General features: G+C 58.7%; 17 protein-coding genes, 6 tRNA genes and 1 pseudogene. 13 read left to right on the top strand and 11 right to left on the bottom strand.

The features are described from left to right. Both HBN79_RS21220 and HBN79_RS21215 read left to right on the top strand, forming a co-directional pair. Positions 1-128 (top strand): annotated as a pseudogene (locus HBN79_RS21220) (IS5/IS1182 family transposase); the annotation flags it as partial. Next, positions 107-1972, top strand: a complete 1866-nt coding sequence (locus HBN79_RS21215) for an MFS transporter (RefSeq protein WP_169917147.1) — start codon at positions 107-109, stop codon at positions 1970-1972. The pseudogene HBN79_RS21220 and the gene HBN79_RS21215, both read left to right, overlap by 22 nt. Positions 1973-2068: 96 nt before the next feature. On the opposite strand, the gene sugE is transcribed toward HBN79_RS21215, so the two are convergent. From sugE to rdgC, 3 genes are all read right to left on the bottom strand, one after another. Then, a complete protein-coding gene (gene sugE / locus HBN79_RS21210; protein ID WP_095003103.1) occupies positions 2069-2383 on the bottom strand; it encodes a quaternary ammonium compound efflux SMR transporter SugE in 315 nt (104 codons plus the stop codon). Between the two features lie 118 nt (positions 2384-2501). After that, a complete protein-coding gene (locus HBN79_RS21205; RefSeq protein ID WP_095003104.1) occupies positions 2502-3467 on the bottom strand; it encodes a bile acid:sodium symporter family protein in 966 nt (321 codons plus the stop codon). Positions 3468-3600: 133 nt separating this feature from the next. After that, complete coding sequence (gene rdgC / locus HBN79_RS21200) at positions 3601-4521, bottom strand: recombination-associated protein RdgC (RefSeq protein ID WP_088379231.1); 921 nt, start codon at positions 4519-4521, stop codon at positions 3601-3603. Between the two features lie 160 nt (positions 4522-4681). Between rdgC and HBN79_RS21195 the strand changes: the two genes are divergently transcribed. The 6 genes from HBN79_RS21195 (at position 4682) to HBN79_RS21170 (ending at position 5581) form a co-directional block, all read left to right on the top strand. Further along, positions 4682-4757: transfer RNA gene (locus tag HBN79_RS21195), tRNA-Val, on the top strand. Between the two features lie 19 nt (positions 4758-4776). Further along, positions 4777-4853 (top strand) — tRNA-Asp (locus tag HBN79_RS21190). A gap of 218 nt (positions 4854-5071) precedes the next feature. Beyond that, positions 5072-5147 (top strand) — tRNA-Val (locus HBN79_RS21185). A 19-nt stretch (positions 5148-5166) separates the two neighbouring features. Then, positions 5167-5243 (top strand) — tRNA-Asp (locus HBN79_RS21180). A 166-nt stretch (positions 5244-5409) separates the two neighbouring features. Next, positions 5410-5485: transfer RNA gene (locus HBN79_RS21175), tRNA-Val, on the top strand. A 19-nt stretch (positions 5486-5504) separates the two neighbouring features. Next, positions 5505-5581 (top strand) — tRNA-Asp (locus HBN79_RS21170). Positions 5582-5677: 96 nt separating this feature from the next. Here the strand turns inward: HBN79_RS21170 and HBN79_RS21165 are convergent. The 8 genes from HBN79_RS21165 to HBN79_RS21130 form a co-directional block, all read right to left on the bottom strand. After that, the gene (locus HBN79_RS21165) at positions 5678-8083 is read right to left on the bottom strand and encodes a TonB-dependent siderophore receptor (protein WP_169917146.1); all 2406 of its coding nucleotides are present in this window, start codon (positions 8081-8083) and stop codon (positions 5678-5680) included. Positions 8084-8160: 77 nt separating this feature from the next. Next, a complete protein-coding gene (locus HBN79_RS21160) occupies positions 8161-9147 on the bottom strand; it encodes a FecR family protein (protein ID WP_095019620.1) in 987 nt (328 codons plus the stop codon). A gap of 6 nt (positions 9148-9153) precedes the next feature. Then, positions 9154-9672 (bottom strand): sigma-70 family RNA polymerase sigma factor, encoded by a 519-nt coding sequence (locus HBN79_RS21155; RefSeq protein ID WP_095003108.1) that lies wholly within the window; start codon positions 9670-9672, stop codon positions 9154-9156. A gap of 205 nt (positions 9673-9877) precedes the next feature. Next, entirely contained in the window at positions 9878-10612 is a 735-nt protein-coding gene (locus tag HBN79_RS21150; RefSeq protein ID WP_095003109.1) for a phosphoadenylyl-sulfate reductase, read from the bottom strand. A gap of 68 nt (positions 10613-10680) precedes the next feature. Next, on the bottom strand, positions 10681-12024 hold the full coding sequence (pabB, locus tag HBN79_RS21145; protein ID WP_095019650.1) for an aminodeoxychorismate synthase component I: 1344 nt from the start codon (positions 12022-12024) through the stop codon (positions 10681-10683). A gap of 190 nt (positions 12025-12214) precedes the next feature. Beyond that, positions 12215-13198 (bottom strand): alpha-L-glutamate ligase-like protein, encoded by a 984-nt coding sequence (locus HBN79_RS21140; RefSeq protein WP_095003110.1) that lies wholly within the window; start codon positions 13196-13198, stop codon positions 12215-12217. Beyond that, positions 13198-14730 carry an inactive transglutaminase family protein gene (locus HBN79_RS21135; protein ID WP_095003111.1) on the bottom strand — a complete coding sequence of 511 codons (1533 nt, stop codon included), beginning with the start codon at positions 14728-14730 and terminating at the stop codon, positions 13198-13200. Before HBN79_RS21135 ends, HBN79_RS21140 begins: the two co-directional genes overlap by 1 nt. Before the next feature lie 5 nt (positions 14731-14735). Beyond that, a complete protein-coding gene (locus HBN79_RS21130; protein ID WP_095003112.1) occupies positions 14736-15272 on the bottom strand; it encodes an ATP-dependent zinc protease in 537 nt (178 codons plus the stop codon). A 280-nt stretch (positions 15273-15552) separates the two neighbouring features. On the opposite strand from HBN79_RS21130, the gene HBN79_RS21125 reads away from it, so the two are divergent. From HBN79_RS21125 to prpF, 5 genes are all read left to right on the top strand, one after another. Then, positions 15553-16275 (top strand): GntR family transcriptional regulator, encoded by a 723-nt coding sequence (locus HBN79_RS21125; RefSeq protein ID WP_095003169.1) that lies wholly within the window; start codon positions 15553-15555, stop codon positions 16273-16275. Beyond that, positions 16272-17159 carry a methylisocitrate lyase gene (gene prpB / locus HBN79_RS21120; RefSeq protein WP_019827683.1) on the top strand — a complete coding sequence of 296 codons (888 nt, stop codon included), beginning with the start codon at positions 16272-16274 and terminating at the stop codon, positions 17157-17159. Before HBN79_RS21125 ends, prpB begins: the two co-directional genes overlap by 4 nt. 165 nt (positions 17160-17324) lie before the next feature. Then, entirely contained in the window at positions 17325-18452 is a 1128-nt protein-coding gene (prpC, locus tag HBN79_RS21115) for a 2-methylcitrate synthase (protein WP_095003113.1), read from the top strand. Positions 18453-18527: 75 nt separating this feature from the next. Then, entirely contained in the window at positions 18528-21119 is a 2592-nt protein-coding gene (gene acnD / locus HBN79_RS21110) for a Fe/S-dependent 2-methylisocitrate dehydratase AcnD (RefSeq protein ID WP_095003114.1), read from the top strand. Positions 21120-21166: 47 nt separating this feature from the next. Further along, complete coding sequence (prpF, locus tag HBN79_RS21105; protein ID WP_095027251.1) at positions 21167-22357, top strand: 2-methylaconitate cis-trans isomerase PrpF; 1191 nt, start codon at positions 21167-21169, stop codon at positions 22355-22357. Positions 22358-22365: the final 8 nt, after the last annotated feature.

The following is a 22365-nucleotide window of genomic DNA, read 5'->3' as shown; positions in this document are numbered from 1 at the left end:
TTGGCTGGCTGAAGGAGAACCGTCGCATCGTGACGCGCTTCGACAAGCTCGCAACAAGTTTTGCGGCGATGGTCTCATTGGCCTGCGCTATGCGGTGCTTGCGACAATACTTTACGTACAGAGCCTAGGCAAGCGCCGCTTCCTGCCTTTTTTCGTGACCCAGGCCCTGGGCGCGCTCAATGACAACCTGTTCAAGCAATCGCTGATTCTGGCCATCCTTTATAAGCTCAATATCGAAGGTGACCGGGGTATCTGGGTCAATCTGTGCGCGTTGCTGTTTATCGTGCCTTTTTTCCTGTTCTCGGCCCTGGCCGGTCAGTTTGGTGAAAAGTACGCCAAGGACCGTCTGATTCGTCTGATTAAGCTGGGCGAAATCGCCACCATGGTGGTTGCAGCCATTGGCTTTGCATTCGACCACCTGGCATTGATGCTGGTCGCATTGTTCGCGATGGGCACCCATTCGGCGCTGTTCGGCCCGGTCAAGTACTCGATACTGCCGCAGACCCTGCGACCTGAAGAGCTGGTGGGTGGTAATGGCCTGGTGGAAATGGGCACTTTTCTGGCGATTCTGGCGGGCACCATTGGCGCCGGGATCATGCTGTCCTCCGGCAATTACACGGTTATCGTTTCGGTGGTGATTATCGCGATCGCAGTGCTGGGGTACCTGGCCAGTCGCGCCATTCCGTCTGCGCCGGCAGATACGCCGCAGTTGCGGCTGAACTGGAATATTTTCAGCGAATCCTGGGCCACTCTGCGCCTGGGTCTGAATCAGACGCCTGCGGTATCCCGTTCCGTGGTGGGCAATTCGTGGTTCTGGTTTGTTGGTGCGATCTACCTGACGCAGATCCCGGCCTACGCCAAGGACTGGCTGTCTGGCGACGAGACCGTTGTGACGTTGATCCTTACAGTGTTCTCAGTGGGTATCGCACTGGGGTCGTTGTTGTGCGAGAAACTGTCGGGGCGCAAGGTCGAAATTGGGCTGGTGCCCTTTGGTTCGTTTGGCCTGACCGTATTTGGCCTGTTGCTGTGGTGGCATTCGGGGCAGATGCCGCAAAACATCCACGCCAACGACTGGCTGGGCGTGCTGGGTTTCAGCCAGGCCTGGTGGGTGCTGCTGGATATTCTTGGGCTCGGCGTGTTTGGCGGCTTCTATATAGTGCCGTTGTATGCGCTGATCCAGTCGCGCACCTCGGAGAGCGAGCGGGCGCGGGTGATCGCGGCCAACAATATCCTCAATGCGCTGTTTATGGTGGTGTCGGCACTGGTCACCATCCTGTTGCTCAGCGTGGCCGGGCTGACGATCCCCGAGTTGTTTCTGGTGGTGTCGTTGATGAATATTGCGGTCAACGCCTACATCTTCAAAATCGTGCCTGAATTCAGCATGCGCTTCTTGATCTGGCTGCTGGGCCATTCCATGTACCGCGTGCAGCACAAGCACCTGGAGCTGATCCCGGATGAGGGTGCGGCGTTGCTGGTGTGTAACCATGTGTCGTATGTCGATGCGCTGTTGATAGGCGGAGCAGTGCGTCGTCCGATTCGCTTTGTCATGTATTACAAAATTTACAATTTGCCGGTTCTGAACTTTATCTTTCGTACTGCGGGGACTATTCCCATTGCCGGTCGGGGGGAAGATGAAGCAATCCATGATCAGGCATTCGACAGGATTGCCCGCTATCTGGCTGACGGCGAACTGGTGTGCATCTTCCCTGAGGGCAAGCTCACCACGGACGGACAGATCGACGAGTTCAAGGCGGGGGTGATGCGGATTCTGGAGCGCACGCCGGTGCCGGTGATTCCGATGGCGTTGCAGGGGCTGTGGGGCAGTTTTTTCAGTCGCGATCCGCACAAGGGCTTTTTCCATCGCTTGTGGTCGCGGGTGACGCTGGTTGCCGGTGCGCCGATAGCGGCTGATGAGGCTACGCAAAAGCTGTTGCGTGAGCGGGTGATGGCGTTGCGCGGGGCTGTGCAGTAAATCAAAGACACTGTGGGAGCGAGCCTGCTCGCGAAGGGGGACTTGAATACCAGGTCGGCCCAATCGCGAGCAAGCCCGCTCCCACAGTTTTTCGTGCTATGTGCTGACTTTAAGGCCCACCAGGCCGGCAATGATCAGTGCAACACTGGCCAGCCGGAACAATGCCATGGATTCACCAAACAGGATGATCCCGGCAATCACAGTGCCCACCGCGCCAACGCCCGTCCAGATTGCGTAGGCAGTGCCCAGCGGCAGTTCTTTCATGGCCAGACCCAGCAAGCCAAGGCTGATGATCATGGCGCCTACAGTCAGGGCCGTCGGCAACGGGCGGCTGAAACCGTCGGTGTACTTAAGGCCTACAGCCCAGCCAACTTCAAACAGGCCGGCGAAAAACAGAATGATCCAGGACATGGTCTTCTCCATCAACTGATGGGGTCGTCCCCGGAATAATCACTCGATGAGTCGCGAGGTCGTCCTCGCAGTGCGCAGTATATTGCACATGATTATTCCCACAGGCAACCCCGATTTTTCACTCAATAGCAGCCTTGGCTGCTGCCAGGCGATCTTCTTTTTCGCTCATGCGCCGGAAATAGGTCGACAGCAGCGCCCCCGAAATATTGTGCCAAACGCTGAACAGCGCACTGGGCACGGCCGCCAACGGCGAGAAGTGGGCGCTGGCCAGAGCCGCGCCCAGCCCCGAGTTCTGCATGCCGACTTCCAGGGCCAGGGATTTACGCTGGGCCAGGGGCAATTTGAACAGACGGCCGGTAAAGTAGCCGAGCAAATAGCCGAAACTATTGTGCAGTATCACCACGGCCATAATCAGCAAGCCGGACTTGGCGATTTGCGCCTGACTGGCCGCCACCACGGCGGCGACGATAATCACGATGCTGACCACTGACACCAGCGGCAGCACATCGACGGCAAAGCGCACCCGTGCGCCAAGCAGGCGCTGGGCCAGTACGCCGAGCACAATCGGTAGCAACACAACCTGCAGGATCGACCAGAACAGCTCCATAAACGAAACCGGCAGCCAGGCCGACGCCAGCAGCCAGATCAGGGCCGGGGTCAACAAGGGGGCGAGGAGGGTGGTTACGGCGGCAATCGCCACCGACAGCGCCAGATCGCCCCGGGCCAGCCAGGTCATGACATTGGACGAGGTGCCGCTTGGGCAGCAACCGACCAGGATCACCCCAACGGCGATTTCCGGTGGCAGGTGGAACACCTGGCAAAGCAACCACGCCACGCCGGGCATGATCACGAAATGTGCAACCACACCCAGCGCCACACGCCAGGGGTGACGGGCGACTTCGGCGAAGTCATCGAGTTTGAGGGTCAGGCCCATGCCGAACATCACCACGCCAAGCAGCGGCACGATGTAGCCTTTAAGGCCAACAAACCAGGCTGGCTCAAGAAACGCCAGCACGGCAAAAATCAGAACCCAGTAAGCAAAGGTATTACCGACAAAGCGGCTTAAGGCAGCAAGTGCGCGCATGGTGGTCCTTATTGTGGTTGTTCTGGTGGATATGATTGTGGGAGCGAGCCTGCTCGCGAAGATCTCGTGAGCGCCGTGGCGCTACTTTCGCGAGCAGGCTCGCTCCCACAAAAAAAACGATTGCAGCGGGTGTTTAGATGCCCTGTGGGATCTCTTCGCCGCCCAGTGCTTCAAACAGCTGTGGCAAGAACTCGCCGAAGGTCAGCATCATCAGGGTGAAGCTGGCGTCCTGCTGGCCCAGATCGTCATCACCGCCGTCCTGTTCGGCCTGGTCTTGCAGCAGGTCTTCGAATTTCAGGCGTTTGACCACCAGTTTGTCGTCCAGTACGAACGACAGTTTGTCCTGCCAGGCCAGCGACAGCTGGGTTACGACTTTGCCAGTGCTCAAGTGCAGCTGGATTTCGTCGCTGGTCAGGTCCTGGCGTTTGCAGCGGATGATGCCGCCATCTTCATGGGTGTCGCGCAGCTCGCATTCGTCGAGGACAAAGAAGTTGTCGGCGGCTTTCTGGGTCTTGACCCATTCCGTCATCACCGCACTTGGTGCAACCTTGACTGCCAGTGGGCGAACCGGCAGCGAGCCGATCACTTCACGCAGGGTGGACAGTAAATCCTCGGCGCGTTTCGGGCTGGAGGCGTTAACCAGGATCAGGCCCTGTTTTGGCGCGATGGCGGCAAAGGTGGCGGAGCGGCGGATAAAGGCGCGGGGCAGAAACGCCTGGATGATTTCATCCTTGAGCTGATCGCGTTCCTTTTTGTAGACCTTGCGCATTTGCTCGGCCTCGATCTCTTCGACCTTCTCCTTTAATGCATCACGCACCACGCTGCTCGGCAGGATGCGCTCTTCTTTGCGGGCGGCAATCAGCAGGAAGTCCTGGCTGACGTGAACCAGCGGGGCGTCTTCGCCTTTGCCGAACGGGGCAACGAAACCGTAGGTGGCTACTTCCTGGCTTGAACACGGGCGGGCCAGTTTGGTGGCCAGTGCAGTTTCCAGCACCTGTGCATCAAATGGCAGATCTTGGGTCAGGCGATAGATAAGCAGGTTTTTGAACCACATGGGGTGAATCACTCCTATATACAAAGACGCATTATTCGCTTGATAACCTTAATAGGCCAACCCTGCGCTAAGCCTTTGTAGTGCTTGGGAAAATTATTTTAAAAAGTACTTGCCAGACTATAAGTCGCTCCGTAGAATGCGCGCCACACCGAGAGTGAAAGGGTGATTAGCTCAGCTGGGAGAGCATCTGCCTTACAAGCAGAGGGTCGGCGGTTCGATCCCGTCATCACCCACCATTCGCTCACAGTGTTACGCGCAGCGGTAGTTCAGTCGGTTAGAATACCGGCCTGTCACGCCGGGGGTCGCGGGTTCGAGTCCCGTCCGCTGCGCCATTTTTGTTGCCATAAGCCCCTTGAACGCTTGTGGTTGGGATAAGCCTGATAAATGCAGGTTTACCCGAAAGGCTTCGGTTTGGCAGTTCGCTGCGAAATCAAAGATGCAGGGCGATGGAAACGGATGTTTTTACAAGGCTTTGAAAAAAGCCAAATAAAAACAACCACTTACACAAATAGTGTGAGAGAATGCGCCCCGCAACGAAAGCGAAGTACAAGGGTGATTAGCTCAGCTGGGAGAGCATCTGCCTTACAAGCAGAGGGTCGGCGGTTCGATCCCGTCATCACCCACCACTTGCTTTCAATGTTACGCGCAGCGGTAGTTCAGTCGGTTAGAATACCGGCCTGTCACGCCGGGGGTCGCGGGTTCGAGTCCCGTCCGCTGCGCCATATTCTGAACACAAGCCCCTTGAACGCTTGTGATCAACAAAAAGCCTGCCTTGTGCAGGCTTTTTTGTGTATGCATGTTTTCTTTGATTGATAAAAAATTCAAATAAAACAACCACTTACACAAATAGTGTGAGAGAATGCGCCCCGCAACGAAAGTGAAGTACATGGGTGATTAGCTCAGCTGGGAGAGCATCTGCCTTACAAGCAGAGGGTCGGCGGTTCGATCCCGTCATCACCCACCACTTGCTTTCAATGTTACGCGCAGCGGTAGTTCAGTCGGTTAGAATACCGGCCTGTCACGCCGGGGGTCGCGGGTTCGAGTCCCGTCCGCTGCGCCATATTCTGAACACAGGCCCCTTGAACGCTTGTGATCAACAAAAAAGCCTGCTTAGTGCAGGCTTTTTTGTGCGCGGGTGTTTTGTGGTGTGTGGGGTTTAGAAATCCCAGCGCGTGGTCACCATCACATTGCGAGGGTCACCGTAGTACGACGAGTTATAAAAACCGATATTGGTGTAATACGACTTGTCGAATGCGTTGTTCAGATTGACCGTGGCCGACAGGTTTTTCGAAATCTGATAGCGCGCCATCAGATCAACCAGCCAGTATGGGTCCTGGGAGAATTTTTCCACGGTGCCGCCCTTGTTCCAGTTGGTCAGCATCTGCCAGCCGGTGCTCTGCCAGCGAACGCCGCCGCCCAGGGTCAGTTTGTCCAGATCGCCGGTCAGCTTGTAGCTGGTGTACAGGTTGATCTGGTCTTCCGGTTCCCAGGTCGAGACCTTTGTGCCGCCCTGGTCACGGCTGACCTTGTGGGTGTACCCCGCCTGCAATTGCCAGCCTGGCATCAGTTCACCGGAGATCTCTGCTTCGTAGCCCTTGGTCGTGGCCTTGATACCCTTGTAGGCGTAGTCGATGTCCGGGTTGGTCGGATTGCCGTTGTAGGCCATGTCTGCTTCAGGACGGTTGTCCTGATGCACTTCAAAGTAGGCCAGGCTTGAATTCAGGCGGCCATCAAAGAACTCGCCTTTCAGCCCCAGCTCGTAGTTGGTGCCTTCATCCGGCTCAAGCATCTTGTTGTCGCGATCGCGGTAATACGACTGCGGCAGGAAAATCTCCGTGTAGCTGGTATAGGCCGAAATATTGTCATTGATGTCGTAGATCAGGGCTGCGTAGGGCAGCACTTTGCCCGTGTCCTTGGCCTGGCTGGTGCCGGTCAGGGTGTAATTGGCAACCCGGGTGCCCAGCATCAGTTTAAGGTCGTCGGTCAGGCTGAAGCGGCCGGTCACGTAGGTACCGGTCTGGCGTGTTGTTTCATCGTTGTATGAAGTGACATTGCCCCAGTCCGGCTCAAGGCTGTTGCCTTTCCAGTTGTAGTAGTCGTAGGCGTTGTTGACCATATTGGCATTGGTATAGTCCTTGCCAGTCCAGTGCGATTTGGACACCGAGCCACCGACGACCAGTTCATGTTCGCGCCCCAGCAGGCTGAACGGACCGGTGGCAAACAGGTCACCGCTATCGCTGACGTATTCGCCGGTGTATTTGCGGGCGAGCATTTTTGCCAGCCCGGTAGTGGCGTCCGGGTCAAGCAGGGCGCCCAGCGGGGCGTTATAGCCGTTGATCTGGTGGTTGTACTGGCCTTTGACTACCCAACCGTTGGCAAAGTTGTGTTCCAGGGTTGAGAACACCGTGCGGGTGTATTGCTCCCAACTGCTCCATTTGGCGCCATTGTTGAATGAGCGCGGGGTGCTGATCCGGTCACCTTTGGAATTGAACAGTGATGCGCTGCCTGACCAGCTGGAACCCTTGGGGTTGTTGTCCTGATAATCGGCACCCAGGGTCAGCAGGGTGTCGGGGGTCAGATCCACTTCAAGAATGCCGTAGTAAACCTCGCTGTCACGCTTGTAGTGATCCATGAATGAGTGCTTGTCCTGGTAAGCCGCCACGGCCCGGCCACGCACATTGCCGCTCTCGGTTAATGGCCCGCTGACATCGATTTCGGAGCGGTAGTTTTCCCAGGAGCCTGCGCCCACATCGATATGGGCCTTGAATTCGCGGGTCGGTTTTTTGCGCACCATATTGATGGTACCGCCCGGTCCGCCAGCGCCGGTGAGCAGGCCGGTTGCGCCTTTCAGGATTTCGACCCGGTCATAGATGGCGGTGTCAGTCAGGGTGTGCCCGGCCGAGTACTGCGGGTCCTGCAAGATGGGGATGCCGTCGTACTGGAAGTTCTTGATCGCAAAACCACGGGAGTAATAGCTGGTGCGATCACTGTCATAGGTGGCCACGGTGATGCCGGGAGTGTGGCGCATCACGTCATCGATGGAGTTCATGCCGAAATCGTCCATGGCCTGGCGGGTCACCACGGAAATGGACTGGGGGGTTTCCCTTGGCGTCAGCACCATGCGTGTTGCTGTCGCGATGGAGCCGGGGGTGTAGGAACCGGTGCCTTCGGTGATAGTCCCGAGCTGGTTGGCGCTGACCTGGGTGGCGCCCAACTCCAGTGCGCCGCCTGCCGCGGGCAGGGCGTCGAGCCTGTAGCCGTTGGCGCCTTTGACCATGGTATAGCCGCTGCCCCGCAACAAGGCTTCGAATCCGTCATGTTCGTTGTAGGCACCCTGCAGGCCCGGAGTCGACAGGCCTTCCAGGTTGCTCGACTGAAAAATGATCGCCACGCCGGCTTGTTGCGCGAAGCGGTTCAGTGCGTTGCTCAGCGGGCCTGCGGGTATGTCGTAGCTCTGTACGGCTGCAGTTTGTGCCTGGACAGTGGCGGCGTATGCCACGCCAGCCGCCGACGCAACGATCAAGTGAATCGCCAGCGCAAGGGGTTTGTAGGAGGTCAGCATGGAAGACGTAGTCCTTTATGAGTCGTTGTTACCTACCTTGACGGCTGACTCGACAAAAGCGGAACGAATGGGAATTATTATTTTTCAGGGGTGTGCAACTGGCTGATCACAACCAGCCAGGGTGTGTAGGTTTTGATCTGCAGGGGCAAGGTGTCGGCGATCAGTTGCAACGCCCGGTCGGTATCGTCCAGAGGCAGTACAGCCGAGACGCGCAGGCCGGCCAGGGTGTTGCGATCAAACTGCAGGTGCCCGCGTCGATGGCGGGAAATTTCATCAAGCACCTGTGGCAGCGGCTGATCTTCAACCACCAGTTGATGGCGCTCCCAAGCCTGATCGATGCTGGCCGGGGAGATGCTGCCAGCCAGTTCGACCGAGCCCTGGCGAATCAGCGCCCGGGAGCCTGCACTCACCTCCAGGGTTTGCTGCTCGTTCGCGCTTTGCGCGGCGACGCGAGACTGCAACATGCTCAATACGGTGGTGTCACCCTGGCGCTTGACTACAAAGCGGGTGCCCAGGGCGCGCATGCTGCCTTGGGCTGTTTCCACGAAAAATGGCCGGGCGCTGTCATGGGCGACGTCGACCAGTACTTCACCTTGCAGTAGTTCAATGCGCCGCGCCTGGCCGTCAAAATGTACATTGAGCGCGCTGGTGCCGCTGAGGGTAATGCTCGAGTTGTCGGCCAGGCGCTGTGTTTTCCAGTCATTGGGGCCGGTGCTGATATCGGCCAGCCATTGCTCGGGATAATGGCTTTGCACCAGCAGGGTGGCCGGCAGGGCCAGGCAGCCGGCAATCAGCAGGGCGCGCAAGGCATGTTTGCGTCGGGTGACTGCCTTGCGCCCGGCAAATGCGGCATTGAGCGCTGCCTTGGCTGGCGTCGACTGCTGGCGCAACGCCTGTAGGCGGTTGATGACATCTTGCATGCGCCGGGCTGCGGCGGCGTGTTGCGGGCTTTGCTGTTTCCAGCGCTCGAATTCCAGGCGCAAGCCCTCGCTGAAGCCTTCCTCGTGCAGGCGAAGGATCCATTCGGCGGCTTGTTCGTCTATTGAATCGGGCTGTTCGGGCATGCGGGCTCAGGTGTTCAGGCTGTGGCTGCAATGCAGCAGGGCCTGGATAAGGTACTTGCGCACGGTGCGGTCAGACAGGCCCAGTTGCCGGGCGATTTGGCACTGGGTCAGGCCGTCCAGGTAATACAGCACAAAGGCCTGGCGGGCTTTGTCCTGCATGCCTTCGAGAATAAAGGCGATCTGCTCCAGGGCTTCCAGGGTGGTAAGAATTTGCTCGGGTGATTGATAGCCTTCGAGTGCCTCGGCGGTCAGCGCAAGTTCTTGCAAGTAGGCGTTTTCTATCTGTTTGCGGCGCACCTGATCGATGATCAGGCGGCGTGCCGTGGTGCTCAAAAAGGCCCGGGGCTCGCGCAGGGTGGCTACCGACTCGCGGGCATTGAGAATTCGGGCGAAGGTGTCCTGGGCCAGATCGGCGGCATTTTGCGCGCAACCGAGCTTTCTGCGTAGCCAGCCAAACAGCCAGCCGTGATGCTCGCAGTACAGTTCGGTAATAGCGCTCTGGTAGGACGGTTCACCCGAAGACATAGGACGCTGCCTAAATGTTATTGAGAATAATTACCAATTCTCAACGAAAGTCCGGGGTAAACGCAAGGCGGGCGATGAAATGTAACGGTCACTTGCAACTGTGGGAGCGGGCTTGCTCGCGATGGGATCGCCTCGGTGTGGCAGGTACACCGCGTTGTATCCATCGCGAGCAAGCCCGCTCCCACAGAGTGTGGAGGCGGGTGTTTTAGTTCTTCGCGATCAAATTGCCGGCATGCAGCCCGCATTCTTTTTGCGTGGCTTCTTCCCACCACCAGCGGCCTTCGCGCTCGTGCTGGTTGGGCAGTACCGGACGGGTGCAGGGCTCGCAGCCGATGCTGATAAAGCCGCGTTCATGCAGGCTGTTGTAAGGCAGCTCCAGCATGCGGATATAGCCCCAGACTTCCTCGCTGGTCATTTGTGCCAACGGGTTGAACTTGTACAGCGTGCGCTCGGGTGTGGAGAACGCGCCGTCAATTTCCAGGGCGGCAACCTGGCTGCGGGTGCCGGGGCTCTGGTCGCGGCGCTGGCCGGTGGCCCAGGCCTTGACCGTCGACAGCTTGCGTCGCAGCGGCTCGATCTTGCGTATGCCGCAGCATTCGCCATGGCCGTCTTTATAGAAGCTGAACAGGCCTTTCTCTTTGACGAAGGGTTCGAGCTTGCTTTGATCCGGCGAGATCAGCTCGATCTGGATCTTGTAATGTTCACGTACCTGTTCGATAAACCGGTAGGTCTCGGGGTGCAGGCGGCCGGTGTCGAGGCTGAACACCTTGACGTTCTTGTTGAGCTTCCAGGCCATGTCCACCAGCACCACGTCTTCGGCGCCGCTGAAGGAGATCCAGAGTTCGTCGCCAAAATGTTCAAAGGCGAGTTTGAGAATATCTTGCGGGGACTTGCTGGCGTATGTCGCGGCGAGTTCGGCGACGTCAAACGGATGGCTCATCAGGCGGCTTCCTGCAGTGAATGGCGCTGGGCGCTCTCTAGTCTCGTGATCTTATCAAAAAGCGCGGGCTACAGGGTTTGCAGCGTATCGAGCAGTACCTTCACTTTGGTGATGGATTCCTGGTATTCATCCTGCCAGTCGGAGTCGGCCACAATGCCGCCGCCGCCCCAGCAACTGATGCGCCCGTCCTTGACCAGCAGGCTGCGGATGGCGATGGAGCTGTCCATTTCGCCACGCACGTCGAGGTACAGCAGAGAGCCGCAGTAAATGCTGCGTCGGGTGGGTTCCAGCTCGTCGATGATCTGCATGGCGCGGATTTTCGGGGCACCGGTAATCGAGCCGCCCGGGAAGCTGTCGCCAATCAGGTCCAGGGCGTCTTTGCCATCGGCCAGTTCGCCGATCACGCTGCTCACCAGGTGATGGACGTTGGGATAGCTTTCGAGTGTAAACAACTGCGGCACGCTCACCGAACCGGTGCGGCAGGTGCGCCCCAGGTCGTTGCGCAGCAAATCGACGATCATCAGGTTTTCTGCGCGATCCTTGGGGCTGGCCAGCAGTTCGGCGGCGTTGGCTGCATCTTCGCGGCTGTCTTTGCCCCTTGGGCGGGTGCCTTTGATCGGTCGGGTTTCCACTTGATTCTGACTTATCCGTACAAAGCGTTCAGGAGAGAGGCTCAGGATCGCGTTGCCGCCCGCCAGGCTCATAAAGCCGGAAAAAGGTGTGGGGCAGGCCGCGCGCAATGCGCCATAGGCACTCCAGGCATCGCCCTCGCACTGGCCGCTGAAGCGCTGGGTGTAATTGACCTGATAGCAGTCGCCCGCCTGGATATACCGATGGATCTGTTCCAGAGCCTGCTGGTACTGGCTGGCGCTGATATCCGGCTGCATCGGTTGCTTGAGATTGAATGGCTTGTTGTGCGACGGGGCAGGCTGGCTGAACAACTGGATCAGGCGCTGGCGCTCTGCTGTTTCGAGGCTTGGGTGAAATACAAGCTGGCTGGTGGCTGCATAATGGTCACTGATCAGCGCCCAGGCATACAGGCCCAATTGCGCTTCGGGCAGGTGCAGGTCATCCCGGGCGTTGGCGGGCAGCTGTTCGAGTTGTCGGCCAAAGTCGTAACTCAGGTAACCGATCAGACCGCCAGCAAACGGCAGCTCGTATTCGTCCGGGAGGCTGGCAGCGCCCAGTTGCTTGAGGCCTTCACGCAGGCGTTGCAGAAAGTCGCGCCCCGACTCGTCTGGCTGCAGGGTCAGTTCCGCCTCAGGCCATGCGCTCATCAGGTCAAAGCGACCACGGTCTGCAGTGGGGCGGCCACTGTCGAGCAGCACGGCGCCGGGTGCATTGCGAATGGCCGAAAAATAGTCGGCAGGGTTGGCGAGGTAAGGCAGCGGGTGTACGGAGCAGGTCAACATGCGCAGCAAATCAGCCATCGGAGCGGGGGGGGCTGATTGTAGTCCTGTGCAGGGTTGCAAATCTATGCGGCTTGTGGGGACTGCGAGAACTGTGGGAGCGGGCTTGCTCGCGATAGAAGCGACGCGGTTTAGCAGGTAAAACGCGTTGATAGCATCGCGAGCAAGCCCGCTCCCAAAGGTGTGAAAACGCTTATTCGGGCGGGTGAATATGGCCGAACAGTTCCTGGGCAAAGCGCACGCGCTCTTCCGGTGTTTCCTTGATGCCTTTGGCGGCCAGTTCTTCGAGGTGGGCCTCGACTGCGTGGGTGCGCAGGGTCAGGCCGCAATCGTTGGCAATCTGGATATTCAGCCCCGGACGGGCGTTGAGTTCCAGAATCAGCGGGCCTTTATCCTGATCGAGAACCATGTCCACGCCGATGTAGCCCAGGCCGCATAACTCGTAGCAACCGGCCGCCAGCTTCATGAAACCGTCCCAGTTGGGCAGTTGCACGCCGTCCACCGCGTTGGTGGTGTCGGGGTGCTTGCTGATGATGTTGTTCAGCCAGGTGCCACGCAGGGTCAGGCCGGTGGCCAGGTCGACGCCAACACCGATGGCGCCCTGGTGCAGGTTGGCCTTGCCGCCCGATTGCCGGGTAGGCAGGCGCAGCATGGCCATTACCGGGTAACCCATCAGCACGATGATGCGGATATCCGGCACGCCTTCGTAGCTGATGCTTTTGAAGATCTGGTCCGGGGTTACCCGGTATTCGATCAATGCCCGGTCCCGGTGACCACCCAGGGAGTACAGGCCGGTGAGGATGCTGGAAATCTGATGTTCGATCTCTTCATGGCTGATGATCTTGCCCGAGACGGTACGGAAGCGGTCTTCGAAGCGGTCCGCGATCACCAGAATGCCGTCACCGCCCGCGCCTTGTGCGGGCTTGATCACGAAGTCGTTGCGGTCACCGATGATGTCATCCAGCTTTTCGATTTCTTTCTCGGTGGAAATCACGCCGTACATCTCAGGTACGTGAATGCCCGCTTTGATTGCACGTTCCTTGGTGATGATCTTGTCATCCACAATCGGATACAGGCTGCGTTTGTTGTACTTGAGTACGTAGTCCGCATTGCGCCGATTAATGCCCATGATGCCCCGGGCTTCCAGGGCCTTCCAGGTCTTCCAGAAGCCGAACATCAGGAGTCAGCCTTCAAGAATGCTTTGAAACGCACCAGTTCGGTCAGGCGGTAGCCACGATAGCGACCCATTGCCAGCATGAAGCCCACCATGATCAGCAGGATCGCCGGGAAGGTGAACACGAAGTACACCAGTTCCGGCACGCTCATGACCAGATACGCCAGGGTGGCTGCGAACAGGGTGCCGATCGCGACCTTCATGGCATGCCCGCCACCGCGCTCTTCCCAGGTGATCGACAGGCGCTCGATGGTCATCGTCAGAATCACCATCGGGAACAAGGCGACTGAAAGCCCGCGCTCCAGACCCAGCTTGTGGCTGAACAGGCTGATGGCCGCGATCAGGATAACGACAAAGGTCAGTACTACAGACAGGCGTGGCAGCATCTGCAGCTTCAAGTGTTCAAGGTAGGAACGTAGCGTCAGCCCAAGTGCGGTGATCACCGTAAAGAGGATGATGCCGAAGCCCAGTTGGGTCTCGCGGAAGGCCAGGGCAATCAGTACCGGGGTGAATGTGCCCAGGGTTTGCAGGCCGATCAGGTTGCGCAGAATCAGGATCACCAGTACCCCGATCGGGATCATGACCATGATCATGAAGGTTTGCTGGGTCTGCAGCGGCAAGCCGTACAGTGAGTATTCGAGGAAGTTGGCGTCGGTGTTTTCGTCGGTCAGCTTGGCCAGGCGAATGGCGTTCATTTCGCTGTTGTTCAGGCTGAAGGTAACGTTGGCTTTTTTGCCGCCATCGACGGTTACCATCGGTTCGTCGCCGATCCACCACAGCAGGCGGTCGGATGGCAGGCCCTGTTCGCCGGTTTCCGGGTTGAAGTACAGCCAGTCGTTGCCGTTAAAGCTGCGCAGCCACAGTTCCGGGGTTTGCGGCTGGTCGGCCACCAGGCGGATGGTGTGGACTTTTTCCATTGGAACGTGGGCAATCGACAGCAGCAGCTCGATGATTTGTGCCTTGTGCGCAGTCGAAGGATCACCCGCCAGCAGCAGTTTCACGTTGTCATCATTGGCATTGCTGACGCGCTTGATGGTTTCGCTGATAAAGGTTTCGACATCGGCCGAGTGCTGGCGGATAGGTGCAAGCAAGGCTTCGGCGGCGATTTTTTCCGGGCCTTCCACGGCGATGCTGTCGCGGAACACCGGGCCTTTGACCTTGGTCTTGTCGCCCGAGTAGCGCTTGGTCAACACCAGGCGGTAGTACAGGGTTTGCTTGCCACTGACCCGGCGTGCCGACCAGGTGACCTTGCGGTTGCCGTCAACCCGGTTGACGCTCACCCCGTAGTTGTTGGAGATAAAGCTCTCGTTGAGGCTGACGTAGTCGCGGTTAAGCGGCGGCACGAACATCTGGATCTTGACCGGGTCTTTGGAGCTGGCGACGAACTCGACCTTGGCGTCGATATTCCACAAGTCGTCCGTGGCGTCTTCGGTCACAGGAATGCCGAGGACGAAAATCTGATAGGCCGTAATCGAAATGCCCAGCACCACAAGGATGGTGATCAAGATTTTCAGGTGAAGGGTAAGAGCGCGCATTTCAATTACTCTGCGGTTTGAGCGTTGGCGACGCAGGCAGGTTTGCCAGCAGCGTATTTAAGGCTTGGGTCGACCAGCGCATCAAAGCGTTTGAGCGCTTCGGAGCCAATCAACAGCGGGTATTGGAACGCACTTCTATCGGTCAAGTTCACTTCGATGGTGCGTAAAGCCTTGCCCATGCAGATTTCCAGGGAAATAACCGGGCGCGAGGTGTAGTTCTTGTCGGACTCAGGATCGTAATCACCCGAGCGTCGCTTGATCTTGCTGACACGGGCCAGCGGGCGTTCGATGGGGTGCGAGTGGGCATCATCGATGGCCAGGTAAAAGCGTACCCAGCTCTCGCCATCACGCTTGAAGCGCTTGATATCTCGGGCGCTGAGCGAGGCGGTCTTGGCGCCGGTGTCGAGTTTGGCCGCCACCTGCAGGTCGATACCTGCCAGTTCAGCGTATTCGTTGAGGCCGTACACGGTTTTTTCGCCAGCCAGGCTCAGGCCGGGTATGCACAGCAGGAAGGCGAGGATATAGAGGGGAAGCAATTTCATAAATCGAAGCACGTCTCTTGCAATCTTCAGTTCAAGGCGACTGGCAGGAGCGCAAGTTTCCTCGTGCGGCTGCCCTATGGATGAGGGCAGGGCGGATGCGGTCGGCATTCTAACATGATGGTTTTATGGCGCCAGCGCCGAGGCGCTTGCAAGCGGCGATCAACCCTGTCGATACAACCAAGGTCGTATTCTTTGATTGTCGACAATATCGATTTATTCTTTGACTATCAGGGCTGAAATAGCTAATTTCAGCACTATTGATTTTCAAGGTGTCGACAATATGCTGCAAGCACTGGAGCCTGCCACGATCGCCCAGGACGACTCGGAAACCCTTTCCGAGAACGTTTTTCGGCGCATTCAGGCGGCTATTGTCAAAGGCGAAATCGCCCCGGGAAGCAAGATCTCCGAGCCCGAACTGGCGCGCACCTACGGCATCAGCCGCGGGCCATTGCGCGAAGCCATCCATCGCCTTGAAGGCCAGCGTTTGTTGGTGCGCGTCCCCCATGTCGGGGCGCGGGTCGTGTCGCTGAGCCATGCCGAGCTGATCGAACTCTACGAAATTCGCGAGTCCCTTGAAGGCATGGCCTGCCGCCTGGCCGCCGAACGCATGAGTGACGAAGACATCGCCGAGCTACGCCAGGTGCTCGAAACCCATGAGCGCGATGAGGCGTTTCAGGCGGGCGTCGGTTACTACCAGCAAGAAGGCGACTTCGATTTTCATTACAAAATTATTCAGGGCAGTGGCAATCGCACCCTGACGCAAATGCTCTGTGGCGAGTTGTACCAGTTGGTGCGCATGTACCGCATCCAGTTTTCCGCCACGCCCAACCGTCCACATCAGGCGTTTGCCGAGCATCACCGGATTCTCGATGCCATTGCCGATCGCGACGGCGAACTGGCCGAATTGTTGATGCGCCGACATATCGGCGCATCTAAACGCAATATTGCCCGTCATTACCAAGACGGTGCCCAGCAGACAGCCACTCCACGAGGTGAGTCATGAGCAATAAGAACAGTCCAGGCCAGCGTTTCCGTGATGCAGTTGCAAGCGAACATCCTTTGCAAGTGGTGGGTGCGATCAACGCCAATCATGCGCTGCTGGCCAAGCGTGCGGGTTTCAAGGCCATCTATCTATCGGGTGGAGGCGTCGCAGCCGGGTCGCTGGGCGTACCTGATCTGGGTATTACGGGTCTGGACGATGTACTGACTGATGTACGACGCATTACCGATGTATGTGATCTGCCATTGCTGGTGGACGTGGATACCGGCTTCGGCTCTTCGTTTTTCAACGTGTCCCGCACGGTCAAGTCGATGATCAAGTTCGGCGCTGCGGCGATTCACATTGAAGACCAGGTAGGCGCCAAGCGTTGCGGTCATCGCCCGAACAAGGAAATCGTTTCGCTGCAGGAAATGGTCGACCGTATCAAGGCCGCCGTCGATGCGCGTACCGATGACAGCTTCGTGATCATGGCGCGAACCGATGCGCTGGCGGTGGAAGGGCTTGAGTCAGCCCTGGAACGTGCCGCGGCCTGTGTTGAAGCGGGTGCTGACATGGTGTTCCCGGAAGCCATTACCGAGCTTGAGATGTACAAACTGTTTGCCAACCGGGTCAAAGCCCCGATCCTGGCCAATATCACCGAATTCGGTGCCACGCCGCTGTACACCACCGAGCAACTGGCCGGTGCTGACGTATCGCTGGTGCTGTATCCGCTGTCGGCATTCCGGGCCATGAACAAGGCGGCCGAAAACGTCTACACCGCGATCCGCCGCGACGGCACCCAGCAAAACGTGATCGACACCATGCAAACCCGCATGGAACTTTACGATGCCATCAACTACCACGAGTTCGAGCAGAAACTCGATGCGTTGTTTGCCGCGAAGAAGTAACAGAACACTGTGACTCTGTGGGCGCGGGCTTGCTCGCGATAGGGTCACCGCAGTGATTCAGGCAAACCGTGTTGCCTGAATCGCGAGCAGGCTCGCTCCCACACAGGTATGTATTGAACCCAGTAGTTGCCGAATCCCTAACAAATTCAAGATTGGAGAAGCGCAATGGCCGAAGCAAAAGTATTGAGTGGTGCCGGACTACGCGGCCAGGTGGCCGGGCAAACGGCCCTGTCCACCGTAGGCCAGGAAGGCGCAGGCCTCACTTATCGTGGTTATGACGTACGTGAACTGGCGGCCGAAGCACGCTTTGAAGAAGTGGCTTACCTGCTGTTATATGGCGAACTGCCGACCAAGACCCAACTGGCTGCCTACACGGCCAAGCTGCAAAAGCTGCGCGATCTGCCCCAGGCATTGAAAGAAGTGCTGGAGCGCATTCCCGCCGACGCCCACCCGATGGACGTGATGCGCACCGGTTGCTCGTTCCTGGGCAATATCGAGCCGGAGAAAGACTTCGCCGAGCAACAGGACAAGACCGACCGCCTGCTGGCCGCCTTCCCGGCGATCATGTGCTACTGGTATCGCTTCAGCCATGACGGCAAGCGCATTCACTGCGTAACCGACGAAGAGTCGATCGGCGGCCACTTCCTGCACTTGCTGCACGACAAAAAACCGAGCGAGTTGCACGTCAAGGTGATGAACGTGTCACTGATCCTTTACGCCGAGCACGAGTTCAATGCTTCGACCTTTACTGCCCGTGTTTGTGCCTCGACCTTGTCCGACCTGTATTCATGCATCACTGCAGCGATCGGCTCGCTGCGCGGCCCGCTGCACGGCGGCGCCAACGAGGCGGCGATGGAAATGATCGAACGCTTCGGCTCGGCAGAAGAGGCGGTGCAAGGCACCCTCGGCATGCTGGCGCGCAAGGACAAGATCATGGGCTTTGGCCATGCGATCTACAAAGACAGCGACCCGCGTAACGAAGTGATCAAGGGCTGGTCGAAAAAACTTGCCGACGAAGTGGGCGACACCGTGTTGTTCCCGGTCTCCGAAGCGATCGACAAAACCATGTGGGAACAAAAGAAGCTGTTCCCCAACGCCGATTTCTACCATGCCTCGGCGTATCACTTCATGGGTATCCCGACCAAGCTGTTTACCCCGATCTTTGTCTGCTCACGCCTGACCGGCTGGGCGGCGCATGTGTTCGAACAGCGTGCCAACAACCGCATCATCCGTCCGAGCGCCGAATACATCGGCGTAGAACAGCGCAAGTTCGTGCCAATCGAACGTCGCTGAGTGAGGCCACTGGCTCCCGCTGAAGGTGGGAGCCGGTTCCCTCTTTTGTAACTACCGTGATCGAGTCCTGCGCCAATGAATACTGAATTTCGCAAAACATTACCGGGCACCCGGCTGGATTATTTCGACACCCGTGCGGCCGTCGATGCGATCAAGCCCGGTGCGTACGACACATTGCCTTACACCTCCCGCGTACTGGCCGAAAACCTGGTACGCCGCTGTGATCCTGCCACCCTGAATGCATCGCTGAGCCAGTTGATCGATCGCAAGCGCGATCTCGACTTTCCGTGGTTCCCGGCGCGTGTGGTGTGCCACGACATTCTCGGCCAGACCGCGCTGGTCGACCTCGCCGGCCTGCGTGACGCCATCGCCCAGCAGGGTGGTGATCCGGCCCAGGTCAATCCGGTAGTGCCGACCCAACTGATCGTCGACCACTCGCTGGCGGTGGAATGCGGCGGCTACGACCCCGAGGCGTTCGAAAAGAACCGCGCCATCGAGGACCGTCGCAACGAAGACCGCTTCCACTTTATCGAGTGGACCAAAAAAGCCTTTAAAAACGTTGATGTGATCCCGCCGGGCAACGGCATCATGCACCAGATCAACCTGGAGAAAATGTCTCCGGTGATCCAGGTGCGCGACGGTGTGGCCTTCCCGGATACCTGCGTAGGCACTGACAGCCACACCCCTCACGTGGATTCGCTGGGCGTGATCGCCATTGGTGTCGGTGGTCTTGAGGCCGAAAGCGTGATGCTTGGCCGTGCCTCGTGGATGCGCCTGCCGGAAATCGTCGGCGTCGAACTGACCGGCAAGCTGCAACCGGGCATTACCGCCACCGATATGGTGCTGGCGCTCACCGAGTTCCTGCGCAAGCAGAAAGTGGTCGGTGCCTGGCTGGAGTTCTTCGGTGAAGGTGCCGCAGCGCTGACCCTGGGCGACCGTGCCACCATTTCCAACATGGCTCCTGAATACGGCGCCACGGCTGCGATGTTTTACATCGACCAGCAAACCATTGACTACCTCAAGCTGACTGGTCGTGAAGATCAGCAAGTGCAACTGGTGGAGAACTACGCCAGGGTCAGCGGCCTGTGGGCCGACAGCCTGAAGGGTGCGCAGTACGAGCGCAGCCTGAGCTTTGACCTGTCGTCGGTAGTGCGCAACATGGCCGGACCGAGCAACCCGCACGCCCGTGTGGCCACCACTGATCTGGCGGCCAAAGGCATCGCCGGTCAATGGGACGAAGTGCCGGGGCAAATGCCCGACGGCGCGGTCATCATCGCGGCGATCACCAGCTGCACGAATACCAGCAACCCGCGCAACGTGATCGCTGCGGGCTTGATGGCGCGCAATGCCAACCAGCTTGGCCTGAGCCGCAAACCGTGGGTCAAAACCTCGCTGGCGCCGGGCTCCAAAACCGTGGCCCTGTATCTGGACGAAGCCGGTTTGACCCATGAACTGGAAAAACTGGGGTTTGGCGTGGTGGCATTTGCCTGCACCACCTGCAACGGTATGTCCGGTGCCCTGGACCCGGCCATCCAGCAGGAAATCATCGACCGCGACCTGTACGCCACGGCTGTACTGTCGGGCAATCGCAACTTTGACGGGCGTATTCACCCTTACGCCAAACAGGCGTTTCTCGCCTCGCCGCCGCTGGTGGTGGCCTACGCGATTGCCGGCACTATCCGCTTCGATATCGAGAAAGATGTATTGGGCCTGGACGCCAATGGCAAGGAAATCCGCCTGAAAGACATCTGGCCGAGCGATGAAGAAATCGACGCTGTGGTCAAGGCCGCCGTGAAGCCGGAGCAGTTCCGCCAGGTGTATATCCCGATGTTCGCCATTCATGAAGACACCGGCCCGAAAGTCGAGCCGCTGTATGACTGGCGCCCGCAGAGCACGTACATCCGCCGTCCGCCGTACTGGGAAGGTGCGTTGGCCGGGGCTCGTCCGCTCAAGGGCATGCGCCCGCTGGCGGTACTGCCGGACAACATCACCACAGACCACTTGTCGCCGTCCAACGCCATCATGCTCGACAGCGCCGCAGGCGAATATCTGGCGAAAATGGGCTTGCCGGAAGTCGACTTCAACTCATACGCAACGCACCGCGGCGACCACCTGACGGCCCAGCGCGCGACCTTCGCCAACCCGAAACTGTTCAACGAAATGGTGATCGAGGACGGCAAGGTCAAACAGGGCTCCCTGACTCGCCTTGAGCCCGAAGGGCAGGTGATGCGCATGTGGGAAGCCATCGAAACCTACATGGAACGCAAGCAGCCGTTGATCATTATCGCGGGCGCCGATTACGGTCAGGGTTCGTCCCGTGACTGGGCGGCCAAAGGGGTGCGCCTGGCAGGGGTCGAGGCCATTGCGGCCGAGGGCTTTGAGCGTATTCACCGTACCAACCTGGTGGGCATGGGCGTGTTGCCACTGGAATTTTTGCCGGGCACCAACCGCAAAACCCTGCAAATCGACGGCAGTGAAACCTACGACGTGATCGGCGAACGCACCCCGCGTGCCACGCTGACCCTGGTGATCACCCGCAAAAATGGTGAGCGCCTGGAAGTGCCGGTGACCTGCCGCCTGGATACTGCGGAAGAAGTTTCGATCTACGAAGCAGGCGGCGTGTTGCAGCGTTTTGCCCAGGACTTCCTGGAATCGGCGACAGCCTAACCCCAGCGCCGGGGCCACGAGCCCCGGCTACTACAGGACTCAGTGATATGGCCTACGCAGCGCAAATCAGAATTCCCGCGACCTATATGCGTGGCGGCACCAGTAAAGGCGTGTTCTTCAGTCTGCTGGACCTTCCCGCCGTGGCTCAGGTACCGGGTGCCGCCCGTGATGCCTTGTTGTTGCGCGTGATCGGTAGCCCAGACCCTTACGAAAAACAGATCGACGGCATGGGCGCGGCCACTTCCAGCACCAGCAAAACCGTGATCGTCAGCAAAAGCCTGCGTGCGGATCATGATGTCGATTACCTGTTCGGTCAGGTCGCGATCGACAAGCCCTTTGTGGACTGGAGCGGCAACTGCGGCAACCTGTCTGCGGCGGTCGGGTCGTTCGCGGTCAGCAGCGGCCTGGTGGATCCCGCTCGTATCCCCCGCAATGGTACGGCGGTGGTACGTATCTGGCAGGCCAATATTGGCAAGACCATCATTGCCCATGTGCCGATCACCGACGGTGCGGTACAGGAAACCGGCGATTTTGAACTCGACGGCGTGACCTTCCCGGCCGCAGAGGTGCAGTTGGAATTTATCAGCCCGGCAGCGGATGAAGAGGGGGCAGGCGGTTCGATGTTTCCAACCGGTAACCTGGTGGACGACCTTGAAGTACCGGGTGTCGGCACCTTGAATGTGACCATGATCAATGCCGGGATTCCGACGATTTTCGTCAATGCGCGGGATATCGGTTACAGCGGTGCAGAGCTACAGAACGACATCAACAGCGACCCGAAAGCCCTGGCCATGTTCGAAACTATCCGTGCTCACGGTGCGTTGCGCATGGGCCTGATAGACAAGCTTGAAGACGCGGCCAAGCGTCAGCACACGCCCAAGGTCGCCTTTGTTGCCGGGCCTGCGGACTACGTGTCATCCAGCGGCAAGCCGGTCAGTGCCCAGAGTGTGGATTTGCTGGTGCGGGCCTTGTCGATGGGCAAGTTGCACCACGCCATGATGGGCACCGCTGCGGTGGCCATCGGTACGGCTGCGGCGATCCCGGGCACGCTGGTCAACCTGGCGGCCGGTGGTGAACAGCGCGATGCCGTGCGCTTTGGCCATCCCTCGGGCACCTTGCGCGTGGGTGCCGAAGCCCGGCAGGTTGACGGCGAATGGACCGTGACCAAAGCCATCATGAGCCGCAGTGCGCGGGTACTGATGGAAGGCTGGGTGCGGGTGCCGGGTGATTCTTTTTGATCGGGTGA

Origin of the sequence: Pseudomonas sp. WS 5051, from assembly GCF_012985715.1 — a bacterium.
In the GTDB taxonomy this organism is placed as follows: domain Bacteria; phylum Pseudomonadota; class Gammaproteobacteria; order Pseudomonadales; family Pseudomonadaceae; genus Aquipseudomonas; species Aquipseudomonas bubulae.
Note: the sequence above shows the minus strand (reverse complement) of the source record. Positions and strands in the feature narration are given on the sequence as shown.

Excerpts from the sequence above, each read along its gene's own strand:
- rdgC (WP_088379231.1), bottom strand. The coding sequence starts at position 4,521 with ATGTGGTTCAAAAACCTGCTTATCTATCGCCTGACCCAAGATCTGCCA.
- HBN79_RS21165 (WP_169917146.1), bottom strand. The coding sequence starts at position 8,083 with ATGCTGACCTCCTACAAACCCCTTGCGCTGGCGATTCACTTGATCGTT.
- HBN79_RS21130 (WP_095003112.1), bottom strand. The coding sequence starts at position 15,272 with ATGAAATTGCTTCCCCTCTATATCCTCGCCTTCCTGCTGTGCATACCC.
- prpF (WP_095027251.1), top strand. The coding sequence starts at position 21,167 with ATGGCCTACGCAGCGCAAATCAGAATTCCCGCGACCTATATGCGTGGC.
- sugE (WP_095003103.1), bottom strand. The coding sequence starts at position 2,383 with ATGTCCTGGATCATTCTGTTTTTCGCCGGCCTGTTTGAAGTTGGCTGG.
- acnD (WP_095003114.1), top strand. The coding sequence starts at position 18,528 with ATGAATACTGAATTTCGCAAAACATTACCGGGCACCCGGCTGGATTAT.
- HBN79_RS21155 (WP_095003108.1), bottom strand. The coding sequence starts at position 9,672 with ATGTCTTCGGGTGAACCGTCCTACCAGAGCGCTATTACCGAACTGTAC.
- HBN79_RS21140 (WP_095003110.1), bottom strand. The coding sequence starts at position 13,198 with ATGTTCGGCTTCTGGAAGACCTGGAAGGCCCTGGAAGCCCGGGGCATC.
- prpC (WP_095003113.1), top strand. The coding sequence starts at position 17,325 with ATGGCCGAAGCAAAAGTATTGAGTGGTGCCGGACTACGCGGCCAGGTG.
- HBN79_RS21150 (WP_095003109.1), bottom strand. The coding sequence starts at position 10,612 with ATGAGCCATCCGTTTGACGTCGCCGAACTCGCCGCGACATACGCCAGC.
- HBN79_RS21160 (WP_095019620.1), bottom strand. The coding sequence starts at position 9,147 with ATGCCCGAACAGCCCGATTCAATAGACGAACAAGCCGCCGAATGGATC.
- prpB (WP_019827683.1), top strand. The coding sequence starts at position 16,272 with ATGAGCAATAAGAACAGTCCAGGCCAGCGTTTCCGTGATGCAGTTGCA.
- pabB (WP_095019650.1), bottom strand. The coding sequence starts at position 12,024 with ATGTTGACCTGCTCCGTACACCCGCTGCCTTACCTCGCCAACCCTGCC.
- HBN79_RS21125 (WP_095003169.1), top strand. The coding sequence starts at position 15,553 with ATGCTGCAAGCACTGGAGCCTGCCACGATCGCCCAGGACGACTCGGAA.
- HBN79_RS21135 (WP_095003111.1), bottom strand. The coding sequence starts at position 14,730 with ATGCGCGCTCTTACCCTTCACCTGAAAATCTTGATCACCATCCTTGTG.
- HBN79_RS21205 (WP_095003104.1), bottom strand. The coding sequence starts at position 3,467 with ATGCGCGCACTTGCTGCCTTAAGCCGCTTTGTCGGTAATACCTTTGCT.